Below are 20726 nucleotides of genomic sequence, written 5' to 3' on the forward strand. Positions count from 1 at the left end.
AAGTAACCAATCATAACGTTCAGTGAATACTTTACTTTCACAAGACATGTTGGTACAAAACCATTTTTTACTTCTCAGATAAATGCGTACCGCCTTATTTTGAATAGGTAAATCATCAATCACCCTTGTGTAATGACTATGCGCGCGACAACTTTTCTGATGGCAATGCGGGCATGTGGCGCTTTTTGATTCTATAAACGCCACAACATGAATACTATCGGTTTCTTCTGATATTGATACGATGTGAATATGAGGGTCAAGTGTCGTGATAGAATGAAGCATAACAATCACCCCTTTCACTATCCTATACCCTGTTTTGGATACTCCATATCCCCAAAGTTGCGTAAGAACCCTTATTTGGTACTTTACAAAAGATTGGTAAAGCCTTAATGTTGCCAGTTGCCTTACTACCAGCTGCTGGTATTTTACTTGCCTTTGGTGCGAGTTTTGCTCAAGATTCTTGGGTAGAACGTTTCCCTTGGTTTGGAAATGAAAGTGTTCAATTAATTTTAGAAGTAATGAATAGAGCTGGTGGTGTCGTTTTTGATAATTTACCGCTTCTTTTTGCTGTTGGTGTTGCGATTGGCCTATCCAAAGGTGACGGTGTTGCGGGTCTTGCTGCTATTATTGGTTACTTAATTATGAACGTCACAATGGGTGTTTTCGCAGGCGTAACGCCTGAGATGGTTTCAGATCCTGCTTACACGCAGATGCTTGGTATTAATACACTTCAAACAGGTGTATTTGGTGGTATTATTGTCGGTGTATTAGCGTCATTTATGTATAATAGGTTCTTTAACATAGAATTACCACCGTTTTTAGGCTTCTTTGCTGGTAAGCGTTTTGTACCGATTATCACAGCGTTTTCGTCACTTATTCTTGGTTTAGTGATGGTCTTCGTATGGCCGTTTGCACAAGATGGTTTAAATGCGCTATCTCACTTAATGCTTGATACTAACCGTACGCTATCAACATTTATTTTTGGTGTGATTGAGCGTTCGCTTATTCCTTTTGGGTTACATCATATTTTTTATTCGCCGTTTTGGTTTGAATTCGGTGAATATGTTTCACAAGCAGGTGAAGTTGTCCGCGGGGATCAAACAATTTTCTTTGCACAGTTATCTGATGGCGTGAACTTCACTGCTGGTAATTTCATGACAGGCAAGTTCCCGTTCATGATGTTCGGTTTACCAGCGGCAGCTTTAGCAATTTATCATACCGCACGTCCTGAAAAGAAAAAAGTGGTAGGTGGTTTAATGCTATCCGCTGCTTTAACATCATTTTTAACGGGTATTACAGAGCCATTAGAGTTCTCATTCTTATTTGTGGCACCTATGCTCTTTGGGATACACGCTGTATTTGCGGGGTTATCATTTATGACAATGTATTTACTCGATGTAAAAATCGGTATGACATTCTCTGGTGGTTTAATTGACTATATTCTCTTTGGTATCATGCCTAACCGCACTGACTGGTGGTGGGTAATCATTATTGGTCTGGTGTTTAGTGTTATTTATTATGTTGGTTTCCGATTTGCCATTACGAAGTTTAACTTACAGACACCAGGTCGTGAAGATGAAGAACAAAGTGACACCCAATCAAGCAGTAAAGATGATCGTCCATTCGCGATTTTAGCAGCGATGGGTGGCGAAGAAAACATTACGAATTTAGATGCATGTATTACACGGTTACGTGTAAGTGTTAAAGATATTAAAAACGTTGATAAAAAACGTTTAAAAGAACTAGGTGCGAGTGGTGTGATGGAGGTTGGTAACAACATTCAGGCTATTTATGGTCCAGTATCAGATACTATTCGTGGACAAATGCAAGATATAATTGATGGTAAAACACCACGACCAGTCGAGTCAAAAGATGTAGCAATGTCAAAAGATGTTGAGATGGATACTTTGGACATTCAAAGTCCAATGACAGGTGACTTAATGCCAATCACTGAGGTGCCTGATCAAGTCTTTTCACAGAAAATGATGGGTGATGGTTTTGCGATTAATCCGACAGTAGGAGAAGTTGCAAGTCCGGTAGATGGCAAGATTTTAAATATCTTCCCAACAAAACATGCGATTGGTATTGAAGCTGATAACGGTTTAGAAATTCTTATTCACATCGGTATTGATACGGTGAAGTTAGAAGGTAAAGGTTTCACACAAGTACTAGAAGAAGGGCAAACAGTGAAAAAAGGTGATGTTATTATGAAGATGGATCTAGATTACATCCGTGAACATGCCACATCAACTATGACACCTATCATTTTCACTAATCTTAAAGAAGGACAATCTATCCACGTTAAAGAAGGTAAGATTAACTTAGGTCAGTCTAACTTTGCACAATTAAGTTAAGATCTTTAGAGCGCTTTGTGCTTTAGGATATATTTTTTCAGTATACTATATTTAACACCTCGTCCTTGCCATGGACGGGGTCTTTTTTTAAACTTAATATGCTATAATGGACCGTGAAGTTAAGAAGTGAAAGGAATATGAATGATGAGCCAAACAGATAAAGAGATTGTCCGTGGTGCGATTATATTAACGTATGCGGGCTTACTCAGCAAAGTCCTTAGCGCTTTTTACCGCATTCCCCTTCAAAATATTACGGGCGATGTAGGCTTTTATATTTATCAACAAATTTATCCGTTCATCGGTATGATGACCATGCTTATGCTTTATGGTTTGCCGCAAAGTATAGCTGCTTTATTGATTGATCAGCCCAGTTTTAAGCGTAAAAAAAAGAAGATGCGTTACTTTTTATATAGCGTTGCTTTAATGTTGTTTATTTGTCTGTTTGCTTTAGCTCCGACGTTTAGTCGGTGGATGGGAGATCATTCTTTAGTAACGGGCTTGCGTGTAAGTTTTTTGCTACTGTTTATTTTACCTGAGCTTGCTTTAGAACGAGGCTTTGATCAGGCGGAAGGTCGCATTGATCGAACAGCGATTTCACAAGTGTTAGAACAACTTTTCCGCGTTAGCGTGATCATTGTTGGTGCTGTTATCATTATGCGGCAACAACAATCGCTTTACAATGTCGGGATTGTTGCGGGATTAGGAGCACTTGTTGGTGGTGGTGTTGCACTAAGCTATTTTTATATAAGGAATAAAAAACAGGCTGAACAAACAGATCTGAATAATTTATCTACGGCGCCTTTTTCTTATTCGATATTAGTGAAACCGCTCCTTTTATATAGTGTAATGATCGCGATGAATCATATGGTGCTACTGCTTTTACAATGGGTAGATGCTTTTACTTTAGTTGGTTTATTAAAGGAGTCAGGTTCTTCATTAAATGATGCGCAAATATTAAAGGGTGTTTTAGATCGTGCCCAACCATTGAGTCAATTAGGTATTGTTGCCTCAAGCTCTATTACCCTTGCTCTTGTCCCTGGATTAACAAAAGCGACAAAGCGACAGGATCATAAGCAAATGGCTCAACTAGCTGGCACTGCGTATCGATTCGGCTTATATCTATCAAGTGCCGCTATGGTTGGCTTAGTGCTACTTATGCAAAAAGTAAATTTGGTCTTATTTAAAGACACGGCAGGGACAATTAGTTTACAAATATTTGTCATTTCAGTTTTGTTTACGTCACTGGCGATTATTACGTCCACTATTCTACAAGCGTATGGAGAGGGACGCCGCGTCGTTATCGGTATTATCACAGGCCTTGGAGTGAAGTATTTGACCAATCATTTACTAGTCCCATCCTTCTTTTTACCAGGTGCAGCAGTGAGTACAGTATTAGCAACAGTTGTCATTTTTTATTTCAATCGCCTGTTATTAAAGAAGCATGTACCCCAAGGTCTTGGTGCACCTATCGTAAAGCTTATGATCGCGCTTGTTGGCATGGCGATTGTCGTTTTTGGTATGGATGTACTGCTATCACCATGGTTCTTTTCTGATCAACGCATGTTACAATTTATATATTTACTTAGTCTTATTACATTAGGTATTATTACGTTTGGAACTCTTCTCGTTAAGACGGGTGCCATATCAAAAGAAGAACAATCTTTACTGTTAAAAGAAAAATGACTATAAACGCCCCTATAGAAGGAGAATGATGATGGGAAAAATTCATATATGTGGTCTCGGCGGCGGGGACTTAAATCAGTTATCTGTCGGACTTTACCGCACAATCACGACTTACCCTGGTACAATCTATTTAAGAACGCATGATCATCCGGTCGTTCAGGCACTAGCAGCAGAGGGTGTGAGCTTTCAGACGTTTGATGACGTGTATACGTCGCATGACAATTTTCAAGCGGTTTATGAAGAAATTGTAGAGACACTCTGTCAGTTGTCACAACAACAAACAATTCTATACGCTGTTCCTGGCCATCCGATGCTTGCGGAGAAAACAGTACAACTTTTAATGGAGAAAGAAGATGTAGACGTTGAAATTATCGGAGGTCAAAGTTATTTAGATGATCTATTTACGGCAGTAAAGCTTGATCCAATTGATGGTTTTAGTTTTGTTGATGCGACCGATTTTAAACGAAGGGATTTAAATTATCGCCATCACTTAGTTTTTTGCCAAGTCTATGATCAAATGATTGCCTCTGATTTAAAGCTAACGCTGATGGAAGATCTACCTGATGATTATCCGGTCACGATTGTTGAAGCGGCAGGTTCAGTATCAGAACGCTTAGAGACTGTCCCACTCTTTAACTTGGATCGTTCGGTAACGCTATCTAACTTAACAAGCGTCTATGTTAAAAAGCCAGACGAAGGCTTACTCACGCATCAGTTTTCGTATGTTAGAGAGGTGATTTATCGACTACGAGCACCAGGCGGTTGTCCGTGGGATCAAAAGCAAACACACGAATCACTAAGACATCATGTGATTGAGGAAGCATATGAATTGATTGATGCAATTAATGAAGAAAATGACGAGGATATTGTTGAAGAGCTAGGTGATATACTGTTACAAGTATTGTTGCATAGTCAGATTGGAGAAGATTGCGGCTATTTTTCAGTAGATGATGTCATTCGTACACTGACAGAAAAAATGATAAGGCGACATCCTCATGTGTTCGGAGATGTTGAGGTTAATGGTGAGGCTGATGTTTTAGAGAATTGGCAGAAGATTAAAGCGAAAGAAAAGGGTATAAAACGGTCGGCGTTTGACCGGATCCCAACATCGGCAACACCGCTAGTAAAAGCAGAAGCAGTTGCGGAGATATTATTGGATAAAGGGGTAAAGATTCCCGCAGTTCATGATGCTATTGAAGAATGGAATATATGTGAAAGTGCCTCGAGAGAAGATAAGCTTGGACAATTAATATTTGCCATTATTGCGCAAGCGCGCTATCATAAAGTAAAACCCGATCTAGCAATTAGGTCTTATATGAAACAATTAATGGAGCAATATGAAAAACGCACCTAAAATATCAAACTGGCAATGCACAGTCCTAAAGGAGGATAAAGAGATGCGATTGGATAAATTTTTAAAAATCTCACGCTTAATTAAACGTCGAACACTCGCAAAAGAAGTCGCTGACCAAGGACGAATCACGGTTAATGGGAATCAGGCTAAGGCATCAACTACAGTCAAAGTTGATGATGAGCTTATAATTACTTTCGGACAAAAAATTCTTACGATTAAAATCGACGCATTACGAGAGAATGTTAAAAAAGATGAAGCACAATCCTTATATACCATCATTAAAGATGAACCACGACCAAAAAAAGATCCATTTTAATCGTCTATTTACGCCCTTCTATGCATAGAGTATAAGCATAAGGAGGGTGTTTTTATTATGTTAGAAAACTATCCAGTAGATTTGCACGAACAAAAAGAGCACAGTATGACCATTCTCAATCGCACATTCGTCAAGATGGTTGGGGTCACAGATGTTGAAAGTTTCGATTCAACGACTTTTTTATTAAATACAGTGAAAGGCCATTGCTTTATAAAGGGAGAGAATTTGCAGTTAAAAACACTTGATTTAAACGCGCGTTTAATAGAAGTAGAAGGGCTCATTATTGATGTGTCTTACATGGATCACCAACAGAAGAAATCTTGGTTTAGTCAGTATTTTAAATAATGGCTGAATTATTTTTACCTGTGTTTATCTTTATTGGGTTTGGCCTATATCTAGCTTTTTGCTTTCGGGTTGACCAACGTTTAAAGGTTAACAAAAAAGGGAAAATACTAATCACCTATATGTTTTCGAGTTTAATTTACCTCTCACATGCGGTGACTTATACGTGGTTATTGTATCTGACCTATGGAGGCAAACACCATCATTTCTTTATTGGCTTAATCGTCAGTGGGATTGTTTTATATGTACGTATTTTCAGGCGAATCGATGCGATTGTTTTGTCGGTTTGGATCACTCTGATTCAGGGCGTATTTTTTCTTATCTACTTACCATTTGTTTTTATAAAGTGGTTCCTTAGAGGCCTATTCTTTATCATTCAGTGTCCAGTTTTAATGTTGTGGAATAGGTTACACGGTTTGTTTATGAGGGAAGAAATAGAAAAAGATGAGTCAAATGATAGTGCAAGCAGTGTGAAACGCAAGAATTGATAAGGTATTTGCCTGAATATATACTGAAAAAGGTCGATACAAATTACAGGAGAGTGTAGTACAATATATGTAAGTACTATAAGTATAGTGGTTCAAAGAGGAGGCTAGGGCATGAGGAGACGTACAGAAAATGTGAGACGGATTCAGTCAAATTATATGAATAAATATGATATGCATCAAGAACGTCAACGTCGAAGACAACGCCTATTGCGCCGACGCCTTATTGTCTTTGGTATCATTTTATTTATAACAATTGTAGCTTTTGCACAAGCGTATATCGAGAAGCAATCACTCCATGCTAAAAAACAGCAAGAATATGAGCAATTACAACAACAATTTACAGCTTTGGATGAAGAAGAATCAAATCTATTAGAAGAGATAAACCTCTTACAAGATGAGGATTATATCTTGCGCATCGCAAAAACGAACTATTTCTTCACAAAAGAAGGCGAAATCGTATTTAAATTGACAGAAGAGACGCCATCTTATTGACATTGTTTTCATTGCCTGGCTATAATATAGTTAGGCATTATATCTTTTTTTAATTCTTAAGGAGGAGCATTTTTTTTATGTCAATCGAAGTAGGCAAAAAGCTGCAGGGTAAGGTAACGGGAATCACAAATTTTGGTGCGTTTGTGGAATTACCAGAAGGTAAGACAGGTCTGGTCCACATTAGTGAAGTTGCCGATAATTATGTGAAGGACATCAACGAACATTTATCAGTTGGAGATGAAGTGACTGTAAAGGTCCTTAATGTTGAAGCTGATGGAAAAATTGGATTATCAATTAAAAAGGCAAAGGATAACCCGGCACCAGCTCGCCGTAAGCCGAGCCATAGCCAACCAAAGCCAGCGCGTGAACGTCCGGAAAATTTCGAGGCGAAAATGAATCGTTTCTTAAAAGATTCTGAAGATCGTCTAGCATCATTGAAAAAGCATACAGAATCTAAACGCGGAGGTCGCGGAGCTAAGAGAGGCTAACTTACACGGTAAGCTTTGAGCTTAAGATACGACTTATCAAGCTATTATTTCTTAATTGAGATAGTAGCTTTTTCATGTTGTTTGGATAGAGTCACGCATTTTAGTTATCACATCGTGTGAACATATGAATAAAGACTCAATTAAAGTAAAACAGAGCCTTTTTATATACTTTAACGTTTAAAAAGTAAAGATATGTGATATAATAAATGTGTGCGTGAAAGCGCATATAAACTATCAAACTTAGGGGGATTTCCGAATGAAATTCAAATTATTTTTAGCCATGATTTTATCTGTTGCTTTGCTTGCAGCATGTGGCTCAGACGACACTAGCACAGATGATGCAGCTGAAGAGGGTGCAGATACAACAACAGCAGCATCATTTGCTGATGATGGCGAAGCCTTGAAAGCATCCGCATCAGAAAATGGTACATGGATCATTATTCCAACACAAGACATGACAGTGGATGGTGAACTTGTTGTTGCGGGTGAATTCCGTAATGGTGGCGAAGACGATGGCGATATCTATCGTAAAATCGCAGCATACACACAAGATGATGAGCGTAATATTATTGACCAATGGACAATTACAACTGAGCGTTTAGTTGTTCAAAGTGAAAACTTAAACTTCCAAGGAGGTATCCTTGCTGGTGATGTGTATGTAGAAGCAGCTGGTTTCCTATTGCATGAAACAGCGACTGTAACGGGTAATGTTGTCTTTGCGAATGCCGACTACGAAGCATCTGCTACTTTAGATGGTACAGTTGAAGGCGAAGTATCAGTAGAAGAATAATTATTATATTAAAAAGCTTGAGCTTATAACAGCGCTCAAGCTTTTTTGTTATCGGTAAAGCCATTCGCTCTGAAGCTGCTCTTTTTGTGTGAATGGCTATTTTTTATGAGTTAAATAAGAGAAAAAAACAAAATAAGGTCAGATGATTAATGATATGTTATTACAGTGTACGTTCAAGCATGTCAGAAATAATCTGTCCTAACATCGCTTTATAACTACCTTCTGGCAATTTTGATAAAGTAGCTAAAGCTTTATGTGTATAACGTTCAGCTAATCTTTGTGCCGCATCTAAAGCTTCTGTTTGAATAATCTGTTGCTCTAATGCGTGAATGGTCTCATCGGTATATGGCTTAGGTCTTTTTAAAAGAGCGCTAACGGCATCAGGTTGTTGTTGATAGCTATAGATAAGTGGTAAAGTAAAAATACCTTGTCTGATATCAGCCATCACTGGTTTACCGACGTTTTTCTCATCGCCTTTAAAATCAAGAATATCGTCAATAATTTGAAAAGCCATACCAATATATTTCCCCATATTGTATGCCCGCTGACGATCCCGTAATGATGCGCCGCTTTCTGTTGCCCCTATATAACAACTTACCGCGAATAGTTGTGCTGTCTTACCTGATATACGGGAAAGGTAACGCTTGACACTTTTTGGTGGTGTGAAACGAGCTTCCAACTGATCAAGTTCTCCAATCAGCACTTTTTCCATAGTGCGTGCGTTATAGTTGAGGATGTCGAACTCTTCGGTATACTTTGACAACATGTTGAAACAAATAGAAAAGAGATAGTCCCCAGCATATATGGCATAACGATTATCTTTTACGGTGTGCAGTGTTGGTATTTGTCTCCTTGTATCTGCCTGGTCAATCACGTCATCATGAATTAGCGTGGCCATATGAAGAGTTTCCATCGCAGCAGCAAGTGCGATAGTCTTATTGTGATCGTACTTATTTCCCATCTTGCTAGTCAAAATAACAAATAAAGGTCGTAACATTTTGCCGTGATTATTCGTTACTTGTTTAATTTGTGCTTCTATCTGCTTGTTTTTTATGCGAATATGTTGGTTAATCATTTCTTCAACCGCTTGAAGGTCTTTGATTAACGTCTCATTATTTTGCCAATTCTGATAGGTGGTCATAATCTAACCTCTTTCATATCTTCAATATCGAGTGTTTTTAAATCCATATAATAATGGAGACGTTCAACGTGATGTAATAAATAGTGAGCAGCAATTCCTGTGGCAATCCCTGTTAAAATACCAATCAGCGATAATACGGGTAAGTAAAGCATGACACTGAATGTATTGGCAACAAGACTTGCGACAATAAGCTGGCCTACATTATGCAGGACAGCGCCTGTGGCACTGACGCCAATCATGCTTACTTTCGGTAGTTGTTTGACGCCTAACATACCAATAAAACTCAGTAGTGCGCCCATGGCACTGTAAAGAAATGTCGAGACAGTTCCAGCTAAAAGTGTTTGAAGTAATAAGCGGATGACGACTACTTTCATCGTATCCTTTACTGGTAACGTGTAGAGTGCCATGCATGTAATGATATTGGCGAGGCCTAACTTAGCTCCAGGTGCGAAAAAGAAAGGTGATGGAATCATCCGTTCAACTAAACCGATAATCACAGCTTGGCTCGCAAGTAAGGCTATATAAACGAGTCGTTGATTATTACTCATAGTATAACCCCTTTACCGAAATAAATGAGCTTATAATATCAACGTCAACGTTATCAGCGTTGTCTTCAGCTGTTATTTCGATGATGACTTTATGCGGCAAACAGACAATAGTCTCACCTGGTGCAAGAATCTTACCCGAGCGCACGCATATTTGATCATGACAGTTAGCGTCACTCATAACGACACCATCGGCTGAGACTTCTACTACATTATATTGCCCATCCTCTGACTCAATCGGAATCTGTCTTTGTTCTGATATATCAGCAAGGCGAATGTCATGTAAGACCTGTCGGTCTTCGGTAATAACGACATATCGTTCCCCTGTAGCCGATTGTTGTGCATAAAAAATAACGAAAGGAAGAAAAGAAATACCTATAAGCACAAATAAAAGAAGCATATCACTCCAAGTCGCAAGCTCTAAAAAACGTTTCATTTCTTCACTTCCTTTCATTGTTTTCATTTACCCTTAATTGTATATGCACAAAATCACAGGAGCAAGGGTTTATCTGCGACTAGTCAGGTTTAATTAAAAGTAGAGTGCGATGGCTCTCTATAGGAGAAAGCCATCGCAACTACGTCGCATTATTTAATTTACCCGTTATTTTTTATGGTCAGAGTATATCGCCTTGGGTTCCCCGTACCAGAACTTACTTAGTTTTGTTTGGATAAATGGAATCACCCAGTAGTCTAAACCGAATGTACGGCCTGAACCATTAAGTAAGGCGATAGACGCTGGAAGTGCCCAAACTTTATCCCAACCAAGCATTGCAGTTAGAGTAAACATCACAAGGAAACCAGCACTTGCTGCTGAAGCTAACCATGTAAATAATCCAGCGATTAAAGCTAAACCGATCGCAAGTTCAACAAATACCATAGATTTTTGTGCGAACAGTGCCATCTCCTGTGTTGGTACAAAAATCTTCATGATCCACTCAAACCAGACGGGCATTTCAGAAAGAATAGGTTCTGCCCACTCGCCAGCTGCATCAGATGCTGCTGAAGTTGCATCTTGTAACCAACCAAAGTTAATGTTAAGTGTATCTGATGTTAACCATGAATCTTCACCAAGACCTGTAAATAATTCACCGACTTTAGAGAAACTAGACGTTGCTTCGTCCCATTTCGTCTTACCCCAAAGTTTAGAACCTGCTTCGACAATCCAGAACCCACCAACGAAGATACGTAGTGGAATGCTCCAAAGAACATTACCGTAACGTGTTAAGAAATCACGGAAAATATTACGTTTATCTTTTGTGTGGAAGAATTCATGCTCAACATATTTGAACATGTAATAGCCACTGCCAATCCCAAAGAAGTAATAGAGGTTAACAAGGTGCTTCACAAAGTTAGCAAACCAGCCACTTAAGTGTAAGCCCATTAAGTCCGCAACACCATAACGCGCACCAATGGATACCATAACGCCATGATATTTACCTTCGTAACCGACTTTTTCTTCACCTTTAATATCAGCTATAATATTTTTCGCCGCTGTTGTACCCATTTGTTCTGCAGCTTCAACAATTTGCGGTGTTGGTTTTCCTGGCTCTTCTTCAAAATAAGCTAAATCTCCAACGACATAAACATTTTCATGTACTTCTGATTGCATAAATTTATTAACTTTTAAGCGACCTGCACGCGCTTGTTCTAAATCAAATGATTCCGTATCTGTATTAGCTTTTACCCCAGCTGTCCATGCTAATGTATAAGTTGGGATGATTTCACCACTTTGAAGAACGATTTCAGTTTCACGTACTTCAACGATTGGTGAATCTTTTAAAATGCGTACACCGTGTTTTTGTAAGTAGTGCTCTGCTTTATCGGCATCACGACGTTCTAACATGTTAAGAATGGTTGGTGCTGCTTCAATAACGTAAATTGTAATTTCTTCTGGGTCAAGCTTATGGTCTTTTGCTAGACGATCTTTCCATTCAAGTAATTCACCAGCGAGCTCGATACCAGTGAAGCCTGAGCCACAAACAGTGAAGGTTAGCATAGCACGACGTGTTTTTTCATCGTGTTCATTTGCTGCTTTTAAGACCATTGACTCAATTTGCTCACGCATTTTAACTGCATCTTCCCATGACCATAATGTAAAGCCATGTTCTTTCACACCAGGTGTGCCAAAGTCATTTGGTTCCCCACCCATACCTAAGATAAGGTAGTCAAAGTTAAATTCACCGGTTTCAGTAATAACTTTTTTCTTGTCATGATCAACGTGTGTGACATTGTCTGTGACAAGATTCACTTTCGTACGGTTAAAGAGGCGACGTAAGTCGAATTGTATCGCATCAGGTTCTACGCGGTGTGCTGCAACCTCATGTAACTCGGTCATCATTGTGTGATAAGAATGACGATCGATTAATGTGATGGTCACATCATCATCTTTTTTAAATTTCTTAGCTAACTTTTTCGCCGCATGAACACCAGCATAACCGGCACCAATTAGGACGATATCTTTTTTAGCCATGCACTCACTCTCCTAAATATATATTTGTTTCAGATTAAAAATTTGTTGTGAATACTTGAACAACCGTTACCTATTCTAACGCCAAATATGTCGTATGTCTAGGGCTTTTGAAAGATTTTATAAGAAAATATATAGAAAGTATAAATTTTCACATGCTTATACACAGATATTTAAATGTGTCGCTTTATGCGGTCGAGATGAGTCGATTTTTTAACCATAACTAAAATAAGGTGAGGTGATTTTATGTGGTAATGAGAGAAAGGGAGAAGTAGAGATGTTTTTCTGTGATTAAAACAATTAATTAAACAAAATAGTTGTCAAAGTATTCACATTGATGATAAAAACAGCTAGAATAGTAAAGGAAAATGATTGAGCACGCAATGTAACAGACTATGAACTATAGGCATGTGATCAGTGAGTAGAGAGCGAAACAACATAGTAGATATTATGTTGTTTATCGTTTAAGATAGATTTTTGTGATAATATTCACAGGTGGTTTGTAAAACAAGGTCATCTTTTCTCCTTAATGGTATTGATCGATTTAATCGATTTTTTGGAAGGATAAAAGAGATAACGTTTAATGCATAATATACAATGAAAGAGGGATGGCAATGAAACAATTAATAAGAAGTCTGATTGTAGGATTATTATTTGTAGTCTTAGTAGCATGCGGAAACAAGGATGGCTTATTAGATAGTCCGATTAAAGAGACAGGATTTGTGATTGGGACCGTCGTCAACATATCTGTATACGACGAGGGGCATGAAGATACAGTCGAAGGTGCGTTTGACTTGATTGCTGACTGGGAACAGATTTTAAGCGATGAGATTGATTCTTCAGAAACCAGCAAAATTAATCAAATGGCAGGAATTGAACCGGTAAAAGTATCAGCGCCTGTCTTTCATTTAGTAGAAGAATCTATCCGTTATGGCGATCTATCTGATGGTGGTTTTGATATTACGACCGGTCCGCTAACTAATTTATGGCGCATTGGGTATGATGACGCTAGAAAGCCGTCACAAGCAGAAATAGACGCGACACTTTCAGTTGTCGACCACGAACAGGTAGAATTAGATAAAGAAAATCAGACAGTATTCTTACCAATAGAAGGCATGGAAATTGACCTTGGCGCTATCGCAAAAGGTTTTATTGCTGATGAAGTAGTTAAATATTTTGATGAACAAGGTGTGACGACCGCAATTATTGATTTAGGTGGTAACGTCTATGTTAAAGGAAATCGTCCTTCTGGTGAAGCGTGGACAGTAGGTGTACAGAACCCTTATCTAGGAAGGGGTCAACTCCTTGGGCGTATTCGAGCCAGTGATTTATCCGTTGTGACTTCTGGTATATACGAACGCTATCTTGAAGTCGATGGTGAGACGTATCACCACATTCTTGACCCAGATACAGGTTATCCATTTGAAAATGAAATTGCCGGTGTGACGATTGCGAGTGAGACCTCACTTGCTGGCGATGCTTTATCAACCGCCGTGTTTAGTTTAGGATTAGAGGATGGTTTAGCACTTATTGAAGATTTGCCAGATGTGGAAGCGGTTTTTGTCACAAAAGATCGACGAATTGTCTTATCTAGTGGATTAACCGACACGTTCGAGGTTCTTAATGATAATTTTGAAACGGTAAAATAGTGAGAAAGCGCACTATTTAATGCCATTTTAAAGAAGAGAAAAGAAAAAATAAAATAGTTATCAAGCAATGTTATCTTAACAATAAGGGAGCAATACAAATGTCTATTCGTACTTTTTTAAAACTTGTTGAAATTCAAACAAAAATCGCGAGTGTATTTCCATTTCTCATAGGTCTGTTATTCGTTTGGTTACGCTATGGTCGTTTTAATATAGTAAACACGATGATTTTCTTTGCGGCCATGTTGCTGTTTGATTTAACAACAACAGCAATTAATAACTTTATGGATTATTTAAAAGCGACATCCGATACGTATCGTAAAGAACGAAACGTTATTGGTCAAGAAAATATACCGACTACGCTTGTCTTAACTTTAATTATCGTTATGCTTGTGTTGGCTAGTGGTTTAGGTATTTGGCTTACAGTTAGAACAGATCTATTTGTATTGGTCATCGGGGCGCTTTGTTTTGCGATTGGTATCTTTTATACTTTTGGACCTATTCCGTTGTCAAGAATGCCGCTTGGTGAGGTGTTCTCCGGTTTTACGATGGGCTTTGGGATTATCTTTTTAGCTGTTTATATTAACGCTTATGACCAAGGAATTGTGCACTTAGGATTTAACGGAGCGACGTTACAATTTGAAGCGAATTTGATTTATCTATTAGAAATTCTGTTAATTAGTTTACCAAGCGTATTAACGATTGCCAACCTTATGCTGGCGAATAACATTTGTGATTTAGAAGAAGATATTAGCAATTATCGCTTCACGCTTCCTTACTATATCGGCAAGGGTGCTGCGATGAAATTATTTAATAGCCTTTATGTCTTAAGTTTTGTAGCAATTATTGCGGCTGTTTCATTACAAATTGTTCCAGCTGTTGTTCTCATAAGTTTAATTAGTTTTTATCCCGTACTAAAACATGTCCAAATATTTAATAAAAAACAAATCAAACAAGAAACCTTTGTAGTATCGGTGAAAAACTTAGTGATTGTCAATGGCGCACTTGTGATGAGTTTCTTGCTCGCTTTATTTATTTAATTTGTTTATTATTGTTTTTAAAAAATGTTATGTATTTGACTTTATAATTCAGGACTACTAAATAATAGCGTGTTATTTATCGAAAAGAGGTGAGACATCTTGAGAAAGACGGTATTAAAAGTGATTAACGGTTATTACCGTTATGATAAACGTTACGACAACTATCAGTTAGAAGATATAAATTTAGAACTCTATGCGAGTGAATGGATTAGTTTGATTGGAGATAATGGGTCAGGAAAATCCACCCTTGCTAAAGTGTTATCGGGGCTTTATCGCTTAGACCGAGGAGAGCTATTTCTTAACGATGTCTTACTTACTGAAGAGACGTTACCCTTATTCAGAAAAACAGTCGGTGTCGTGTTTCAAAATCCAGATCATCAGTTTATCGGAACATCGGTTGAAGATGATGTAGCGTTTAGCTTAGAAAACCAACAAATCATAAGACCTGAAATGAAACGGCGAGTAGAAAAGGCGCTAAAAGATGTTGACATGTGGGACTTAAGATCACAAGATCCAACGAGCCTTTCGGGCGGACAAAAACAGAGGGTACAAATCGCGGGACTATTAGCGATGCAACCGGATGTGATGATTTTTGATGAAGCGTTTGTTATGCTTGATCCTTATAGTCGGCGCGAGCTATTGACCTTACTAAGCGACTTAAAAAAAACGTATCCACTCACCATTATTTCGATTACTCATGACCCAGAAGAAGTAGAACGTAGTGATCGTGTCATTGTTATGGGAGATGCTCAGCTAAAAGATGATGGGACAGTAGCTGAAATTTATGAACGTAATGCTTCACTAACGCCACCGCCGAGTGAAGCATTACATCGTCTTTTGATTAAAAAAAATCATCGATTAAAAGAAGGGTTTATGTCACAAGCTGACATGGTGAATTTTTTATGAACATAACCTTTAACCGTGTTAGTGCTAATTATCAACTAGGTCCAATTAAACAGGAAAATATCTTGAGGGATTTAACTGCAGAGGTGTTGCCAGGTTCATTTACAGCAGTTATTGGTCCAACCGGTGCTGGGAAGTCTAGTTTATTGAAGCTGATTAATGGTTTATTGTTACCGAGTGTTGGTGAAGTGAGTGTCGGAGAGGTTGTGTTTACCGCTAAAGCGTCAAAAGAGGCGTTAAAGCAAGTGCGAAAACGGGTCGGGATGGCTTTTCAATTCCCAGAACATCAATTATTCGCCGATACTGTCTATGAAGACTTAGCCTTTGGTCCTCGGAACTTTAATATGTCAGAAAAAGAGATCGAGACGACGATTAAAGAGGTGTGTCAGTTAACAGGGATTGATCGCTCTCTCCTAGAGCGATCACCTTTTAGTCTTTCGGGTGGTCAACAACGCCGGGTGGCAATTGCGGGGATTCTTGCGACCAAGCCTGATATTCTTGTTTTAGATGAACCAGCCGCTGGACTAGACCCAGAAGCAAAAAAACAAATCTTAGATATGTTGTATGACTTGCATACAGCTGAAAAACTAACGACGCTAATGGTGACACATGATATGGACGATGTCGCTTATTATGCTGATGATGCGATTGTCATGGCAGAAGGTCAAATTAAGGCCCATCAAGACGTGCGAACGTTATTTGCAAATCAAGACTTACTGGATCAATATCAGCTAGATGTGCCAACAGCTTTGTCGCTCCAACAACAACTTGAAGCAGCGAAAGGTCAGCGATTAAAAAATCGAGCATTGACTTTAACTGAACTTGCGAATGGTTTGATAGAGGAGGGATGGGTATGAATCGCTTAATCATTGGCCGGTATTTCCCGGGAAATTCATTGATTCATCAACTAGATCCACGGTTTAAGCTCATTTTCGTCCTATATTTTATTGGCTTATTATTCTTTCTGGACCACTTTTTTTTACAAGTGATTTTCTTTATTCTTACGCTTGTCATTATGATGATGACACGGGTGTCACTAAGTATATACATTCGAGGTGTGCGCCCGCTCATTTGGCTGATTCTTTTTGCGACAGTATTAAGAATCATTACCACACGAGGAGGAGTTGTCTATTTTGATGTTGGTTTTTTAACTGTGTCACATTTTGGTCTTCTGAGTGGACTATATACATTTTTAAGGTTTATTGAGATGATTTTCATTTCAACAGTGTTAACGCTAACGACAAAGCCGATTGACTTAACTGATGCCATTTATTTTCTATTAAAGCCACTTCGTTATCTGTATGTGCCAGTAGAAGAGTTAAGTTTAATGTTGTCGATTGCGCTTCGTTTTATTCCTAACTTACTTGATGAGACAGAGAAAGTAATGAATGCCCAGAGAGCAAGAGGGATGGTGTTTGGTGAGGGTAATCTTCTTGAACAGATGAGAGCACTCACGCCACTTGTTCTACCGTTGTTTGCGCACTCTTTAAAACGTGCGGAAGATATGGCGGATGTTCTTGAGGTGAAGGGTTATAAAAGTGGTGAGAAACGTACCCATTACCGTGCATTAATATGGGGTTTTAAAGATACTTTAGGTGTTGTTTTAATGCTTGTTTTAATGCTTGTTGTCATATCATTCAACATTTAGGGATATGTGCGGTGAAACAATAGAGCACAAATAACCGACATGAAAAAAGGTGTTTTTGTCTAATATGACATTATGACATTGATTTCCGTGAATAAGTATATTGATAAGTAGTCGCTGCTCGTGATATAACTAGTAAAGAAACAATTGAGGTTGCTTTCTAATCAAAAAATAGCTGTATGTTAACTTGAAAGGATTTTAATATGAACGAAAATTTTTGGCGGGATTTACCGCGACCATTTTTTATCTTAGCACCAATGGAAGATGTCACAGATGTCGTTTTTCGTCATGTCGTGAGTGAGGCAGCACGACCTGACGTATTCTTCACTGAATTTACAAATACAGTGAGCTATTGTCATCCAGAAGGTAAAGAAAGCGTGAGAGGTCGGCTTACCTTTACCGAAGATGAACAGCCTATGGTTGCTCATATTTGGGGAGATGAACCGAAATATTTTAAACAAATGAGCATGGGCTTAGAAAAAGCTGGATTTAAAGGCATTGATATAAATATGGGATGTCCGGTAGCAAACGTCGCAACAAAAGGAAAAGGGGCTGGATTAATCAGATTTCCTGATAAGGCAGCCGAAATAATTGAAGCGACTAAAGCAGGGGGACTGCCAGTCAGTGTGAAAACAAGGCTCGGCTATACTGATTTAGATGAATGGCGAGAATGGTTGACGCACATTTTGAAGCAAGATATTGCTAACTTGTCGATTCATTTAAGAACGCGTAAGGAAATGAGTGACTTTAATGCGCATTGGGAATTAATTCCTGATATTAAGCGGCTTCGCGATGAGATTGCACCGCACACACTACTAACAATCAATGGCGATATTCCTGATCGTCAGACAGGATTAGAGCTAGCTGAGAAGTATGGTATCGATGGTGTCATGATTGGACGAGGCATTTTTAAAAATCCCTTTGCTTTTGAGAAAGAACAGAAGGAGCATACTTACCAAGAATTTTTAGGTTTACTCAATCGTCACTTAGATTTATTTGATCATTATACAAAGTTGGAAGATCGTTCTTTTAAGCCGCTACGGCGGTTTTTCAAAATTTATGTTAAAGGTTTTAGAGGCGCAAGTGAATTACGTAATGAGTTGATGCAGACACATACGACAGATGAAGTACGCGACATTCTCAAGCGCTATGAATGCGACCTAGAATAACAGAAAAAAATAAATAACCATCTTGATACACGTGTATCAAGATGGTTATTTATTTTTAAAAATTGAACAAAACAAATGAACACCGGCACTTACTAAGTAAGTACCGGTGAAGTATGTATAAAGCCTATTATTAAAAATGGTAGCGGCGGAGGGGATCGAACCCCCGACCTCACGGGTATGAACCGTACGCTCTAGCCAGCTGAGCTACACCGCCATAAGAAAGTCACAAGTGATATAATACAACACCCCGTAAAAAGTGTCAAGGTCTTTTAGTAAAATTATTGTCTTGTATTAAAACATGCGTACTTTTCTTATCTGGCGGCTCAATCACTAAACATTGAACCGCCGCGATTTGCTGTGTGAGTCTCTTAGTTAATTGTTATAGTGGTAACTTTCTACCGGCATTAGTTTCCAGAGCACGATCAAATAGCACGCGCAATAGCATCATATCTTCAACGGCCATCCCAACATTGTTACAAATGATTAATTCATCATCTGATTCACGCCCAGCTTTTTGCCCACCACACACTTCTCCGATCTGAGCATAGACCTTAGGTAGACCGTGAGGGTAGTAGTCATAACCCGCGAGAAGCTCATGTTGTGCCACGCTGTCTAAAGTGTATTTATCTGCCCGTTTCACTGTTTTGTCTTCTACAAGTGAATGACAATCACTTAAAAGAAGAGTTTGTCCTTTTGTAACCCATGCATCTTTAATTTGAGGATTAGGTGTTTCTGGTATAATCGTTGCTGTTGCGATGACTTCACTACATTTAACTAACTCTTCTATACTGCGCGCTTTAATGATTTTACATGGTGTATATGGTTGTAAATCTTTAATTAGTGCATCGGCAGCCTCTTCATATGTATCATAGACATAGATCATCTCTAGTTGAGTTAAAGTGTGATGCGCTATACGCACGTGTTCCCGTCCCTGAATACCACAACCAATCATTCCAAACGTCTTCGTGTGGGGCTTGGCCATATATTTAGCTGATGCAAAAGAGACGCAAGGGGTACGTATTTCTGTAATATATAAGCCATCCATTACAGCAAGGGGTACACCGGACAAGTAGTCGTTATAAATTATCAACGCATTAGCTTGTCGAATGCCAAACTGCTGTCTATTCTCAGGATAACAAGATCCCCACTTGATGCCCGCTGAACTAACTTCCTCAATTGAAGCTGGCATTGCATGATAAAATGTGTCGCGAATAGGGTGTAAAGCAATTTTAGCCGGCATATCAGTTTTGTTTTGGCTATACAATACGAGCGCCCGCTCAGTTAAATTAAAAATTTCTTGATCACTTAAAGGTAATGCGCGACATTCGGCTTCGCTTAAATAAAGTAACTCCTCCCCAATTCTTAACTTTGTATTGATCCAATCTCTATATTCTTTGCCGTTTAACATGGTGATGCCTCCTTATATGACTATCAGTCACTGACTTATAGTCATATAATATATGAACGGCTGTATGTTTTCAATAGTAATTGTAAGACGCTACCTAAAATCCTCACAGATTTTTGAGAAAGGAGATGGCATAAGGACACTGTTAAGGCAACCAAGGCTTATTGAACTACCCCCACCTAACATTCTCACGAATGTTTGAGGAAGGGGATTCCATAAGGACACCCTAAAGGCAACCCATGCTCATTCAACTAAGCATAGGATTTTCTACTCTCCAACCGCCGCAAACCTATTTTCTCAACATCTGTTAAAGCATGTTGGGGAAATAGTGTGTTCCAGGAACACAACTTGCTTTGGTCGAATCGTTCCGTCTGGTAGAACACATGGGTTCTAACAAAAGACAGGGTACGCATCATATACGCCCATTGCGTCCAATGATGTAGACCTTGTTTCTGCTC

The 20726-nt window shown here is 38.7% G+C and carries 21 protein-coding genes, 1 tRNA gene and 1 pseudogene; 15 read left to right on the forward strand and 8 right to left on the reverse strand.

Annotation, left to right across the window (positions count from 1 at the left end; all coding sequences use genetic code 11):
• Positions 1 to 282 (reverse strand): transposase family protein (locus tag BM163_RS12435; RefSeq protein WP_143088232.1); only part of this gene is annotated, 282 nt, incomplete at its 3' end.
• Positions 283 to 353: 71 nt separating this feature from the next.
• On the opposite strand from BM163_RS12435, the pseudogene ptsG reads away from it, so the two are divergent.
• The 9 genes and pseudogenes from ptsG to BM163_RS12480 form a co-directional block, all read left to right on the forward strand.
• Positions 354 to 2354: pseudogene (gene ptsG, locus BM163_RS12440) on the forward strand (glucose-specific PTS transporter subunit IIBC); the annotation flags it as partial.
• A 141-nt stretch (positions 2355 to 2495) separates the two neighbouring features.
• Entirely contained in the window at positions 2496 to 4037 is a 1542-nt protein-coding gene (locus tag BM163_RS12445) for a putative polysaccharide biosynthesis protein (RefSeq protein ID WP_089803511.1), read from the forward strand.
• A 31-nt stretch (positions 4038 to 4068) separates the two neighbouring features.
• Positions 4069 to 5391, forward strand: a complete 1323-nt coding sequence (locus BM163_RS12450) for a MazG family protein (protein WP_170243739.1) — start codon at positions 4069 to 4071, stop codon at positions 5389 to 5391.
• A gap of 43 nt (positions 5392 to 5434) precedes the next feature.
• Positions 5435 to 5707 (forward strand): RNA-binding S4 domain-containing protein, encoded by a 273-nt coding sequence (locus BM163_RS12455; RefSeq protein WP_089803513.1) that lies wholly within the window; start codon positions 5435 to 5437, stop codon positions 5705 to 5707.
• Between the two features lie 57 nt (positions 5708 to 5764).
• Positions 5765 to 6052 carry a YabP/YqfC family sporulation protein gene (locus tag BM163_RS12460; protein ID WP_089803514.1) on the forward strand — a complete coding sequence of 96 codons (288 nt, stop codon included), beginning with the start codon at positions 5765 to 5767 and terminating at the stop codon, positions 6050 to 6052.
• The gene (locus tag BM163_RS12465) at positions 6052 to 6537 is read left to right on the forward strand and encodes a hypothetical protein (RefSeq protein WP_089803515.1); all 486 of its coding nucleotides are present in this window, start codon (positions 6052 to 6054) and stop codon (positions 6535 to 6537) included. The genes BM163_RS12460 and BM163_RS12465 overlap by 1 nt, the downstream gene beginning before the upstream one ends.
• 111 nt (positions 6538 to 6648) lie before the next feature.
• Positions 6649 to 7029, forward strand: a complete 381-nt coding sequence (locus BM163_RS12470; RefSeq protein WP_089803516.1) for a septum formation initiator family protein — start codon at positions 6649 to 6651, stop codon at positions 7027 to 7029.
• Between the two features lie 77 nt (positions 7030 to 7106).
• Positions 7107 to 7517 carry a S1 domain-containing RNA-binding protein gene (locus BM163_RS12475; RefSeq protein WP_089803517.1) on the forward strand — a complete coding sequence of 137 codons (411 nt, stop codon included), beginning with the start codon at positions 7107 to 7109 and terminating at the stop codon, positions 7515 to 7517.
• 256 nt (positions 7518 to 7773) lie between these two features.
• Positions 7774 to 8307: a hypothetical protein gene (locus tag BM163_RS12480; protein ID WP_089803518.1), complete on the forward strand. Its 534-nt coding sequence runs from the start codon at positions 7774 to 7776 to the stop codon at positions 8305 to 8307.
• Positions 8308 to 8467: 160 nt separating this feature from the next.
• Here BM163_RS12480 and BM163_RS12485 read toward each other — a convergent pair whose 3' ends face one another.
• The 4 genes from BM163_RS12485 to BM163_RS12500 form a co-directional block, all read right to left on the reverse strand.
• On the reverse strand, positions 8468 to 9448 hold the full coding sequence (locus BM163_RS12485; protein ID WP_089803519.1) for a polyprenyl synthetase family protein: 981 nt from the start codon (positions 9446 to 9448) through the stop codon (positions 8468 to 8470).
• Positions 9445 to 9996 (reverse strand): Gx transporter family protein, encoded by a 552-nt coding sequence (locus BM163_RS12490; protein WP_089803520.1) that lies wholly within the window; start codon positions 9994 to 9996, stop codon positions 9445 to 9447. The genes BM163_RS12485 and BM163_RS12490 overlap by 4 nt, the downstream gene beginning before the upstream one ends.
• On the reverse strand, positions 9989 to 10429 hold the full coding sequence (locus BM163_RS12495; protein WP_170243740.1) for a NusG domain II-containing protein: 441 nt from the start codon (positions 10427 to 10429) through the stop codon (positions 9989 to 9991). The genes BM163_RS12490 and BM163_RS12495 overlap by 8 nt, the downstream gene beginning before the upstream one ends.
• A gap of 165 nt (positions 10430 to 10594) precedes the next feature.
• Positions 10595 to 12463, reverse strand: coding sequence for an FAD-dependent oxidoreductase (locus BM163_RS12500; RefSeq protein WP_089803522.1), 1869 nt, complete (start codon positions 12461 to 12463; stop codon positions 10595 to 10597).
• 605 nt (positions 12464 to 13068) lie between these two features.
• Here BM163_RS12500 and BM163_RS12505 point away from each other — a divergent pair.
• The 6 genes from BM163_RS12505 (at position 13069) to BM163_RS12530 (ending at position 18863) form a co-directional block, all read left to right on the forward strand.
• The gene (locus BM163_RS12505; RefSeq protein ID WP_089803523.1) at positions 13069 to 14109 is read left to right on the forward strand and encodes an FAD:protein FMN transferase; all 1041 of its coding nucleotides are present in this window, start codon (positions 13069 to 13071) and stop codon (positions 14107 to 14109) included.
• Between the two features lie 98 nt (positions 14110 to 14207).
• Positions 14208 to 15146, forward strand: a complete 939-nt coding sequence (gene menA / locus BM163_RS12510) for a 1,4-dihydroxy-2-naphthoate polyprenyltransferase (RefSeq protein ID WP_089803524.1) — start codon at positions 14208 to 14210, stop codon at positions 15144 to 15146.
• A gap of 99 nt (positions 15147 to 15245) precedes the next feature.
• A complete protein-coding gene (locus BM163_RS12515; RefSeq protein ID WP_170243741.1) occupies positions 15246 to 16052 on the forward strand; it encodes an energy-coupling factor transporter ATPase in 807 nt (268 codons plus the stop codon).
• Positions 16049 to 16906 carry an energy-coupling factor transporter ATPase gene (locus BM163_RS12520; RefSeq protein ID WP_089803526.1) on the forward strand — a complete coding sequence of 286 codons (858 nt, stop codon included), beginning with the start codon at positions 16049 to 16051 and terminating at the stop codon, positions 16904 to 16906. Before BM163_RS12515 ends, BM163_RS12520 begins: the two co-directional genes overlap by 4 nt.
• Positions 16903 to 17697, forward strand: coding sequence for an energy-coupling factor transporter transmembrane component T family protein (locus tag BM163_RS12525; protein WP_089803527.1), 795 nt, complete (start codon positions 16903 to 16905; stop codon positions 17695 to 17697). The genes BM163_RS12520 and BM163_RS12525 overlap by 4 nt, the downstream gene beginning before the upstream one ends.
• 200 nt (positions 17698 to 17897) lie before the next feature.
• Entirely contained in the window at positions 17898 to 18863 is a 966-nt protein-coding gene (locus BM163_RS12530) for a tRNA dihydrouridine synthase (protein WP_089803528.1), read from the forward strand.
• Positions 18864 to 19000: 137 nt separating this feature from the next.
• Here BM163_RS12530 and BM163_RS12535 read toward each other — a convergent pair.
• The 3 genes from BM163_RS12535 to BM163_RS13905 all read right to left on the reverse strand — a co-directional run.
• Positions 19001 to 19077 (reverse strand) — tRNA-Met (locus BM163_RS12535).
• Positions 19078 to 19242: 165 nt separating this feature from the next.
• The gene (locus BM163_RS12540; RefSeq protein WP_089803529.1) at positions 19243 to 20271 is read right to left on the reverse strand and encodes an ornithine cyclodeaminase family protein; all 1029 of its coding nucleotides are present in this window, start codon (positions 20269 to 20271) and stop codon (positions 19243 to 19245) included.
• 248 nt (positions 20272 to 20519) lie between these two features.
• Positions 20520 to 20726: hypothetical protein (locus tag BM163_RS13905; RefSeq protein ID WP_220083667.1), on the reverse strand; the 207-nt coding region annotated here is incomplete at its 5' end.

Origin of the sequence: Halolactibacillus alkaliphilus (assembly GCF_900115465.1) — a bacterium.
Classification (GTDB): Bacteria; Bacillota; Bacilli; order Bacillales; family Amphibacillaceae; genus Halolactibacillus; species Halolactibacillus alkaliphilus.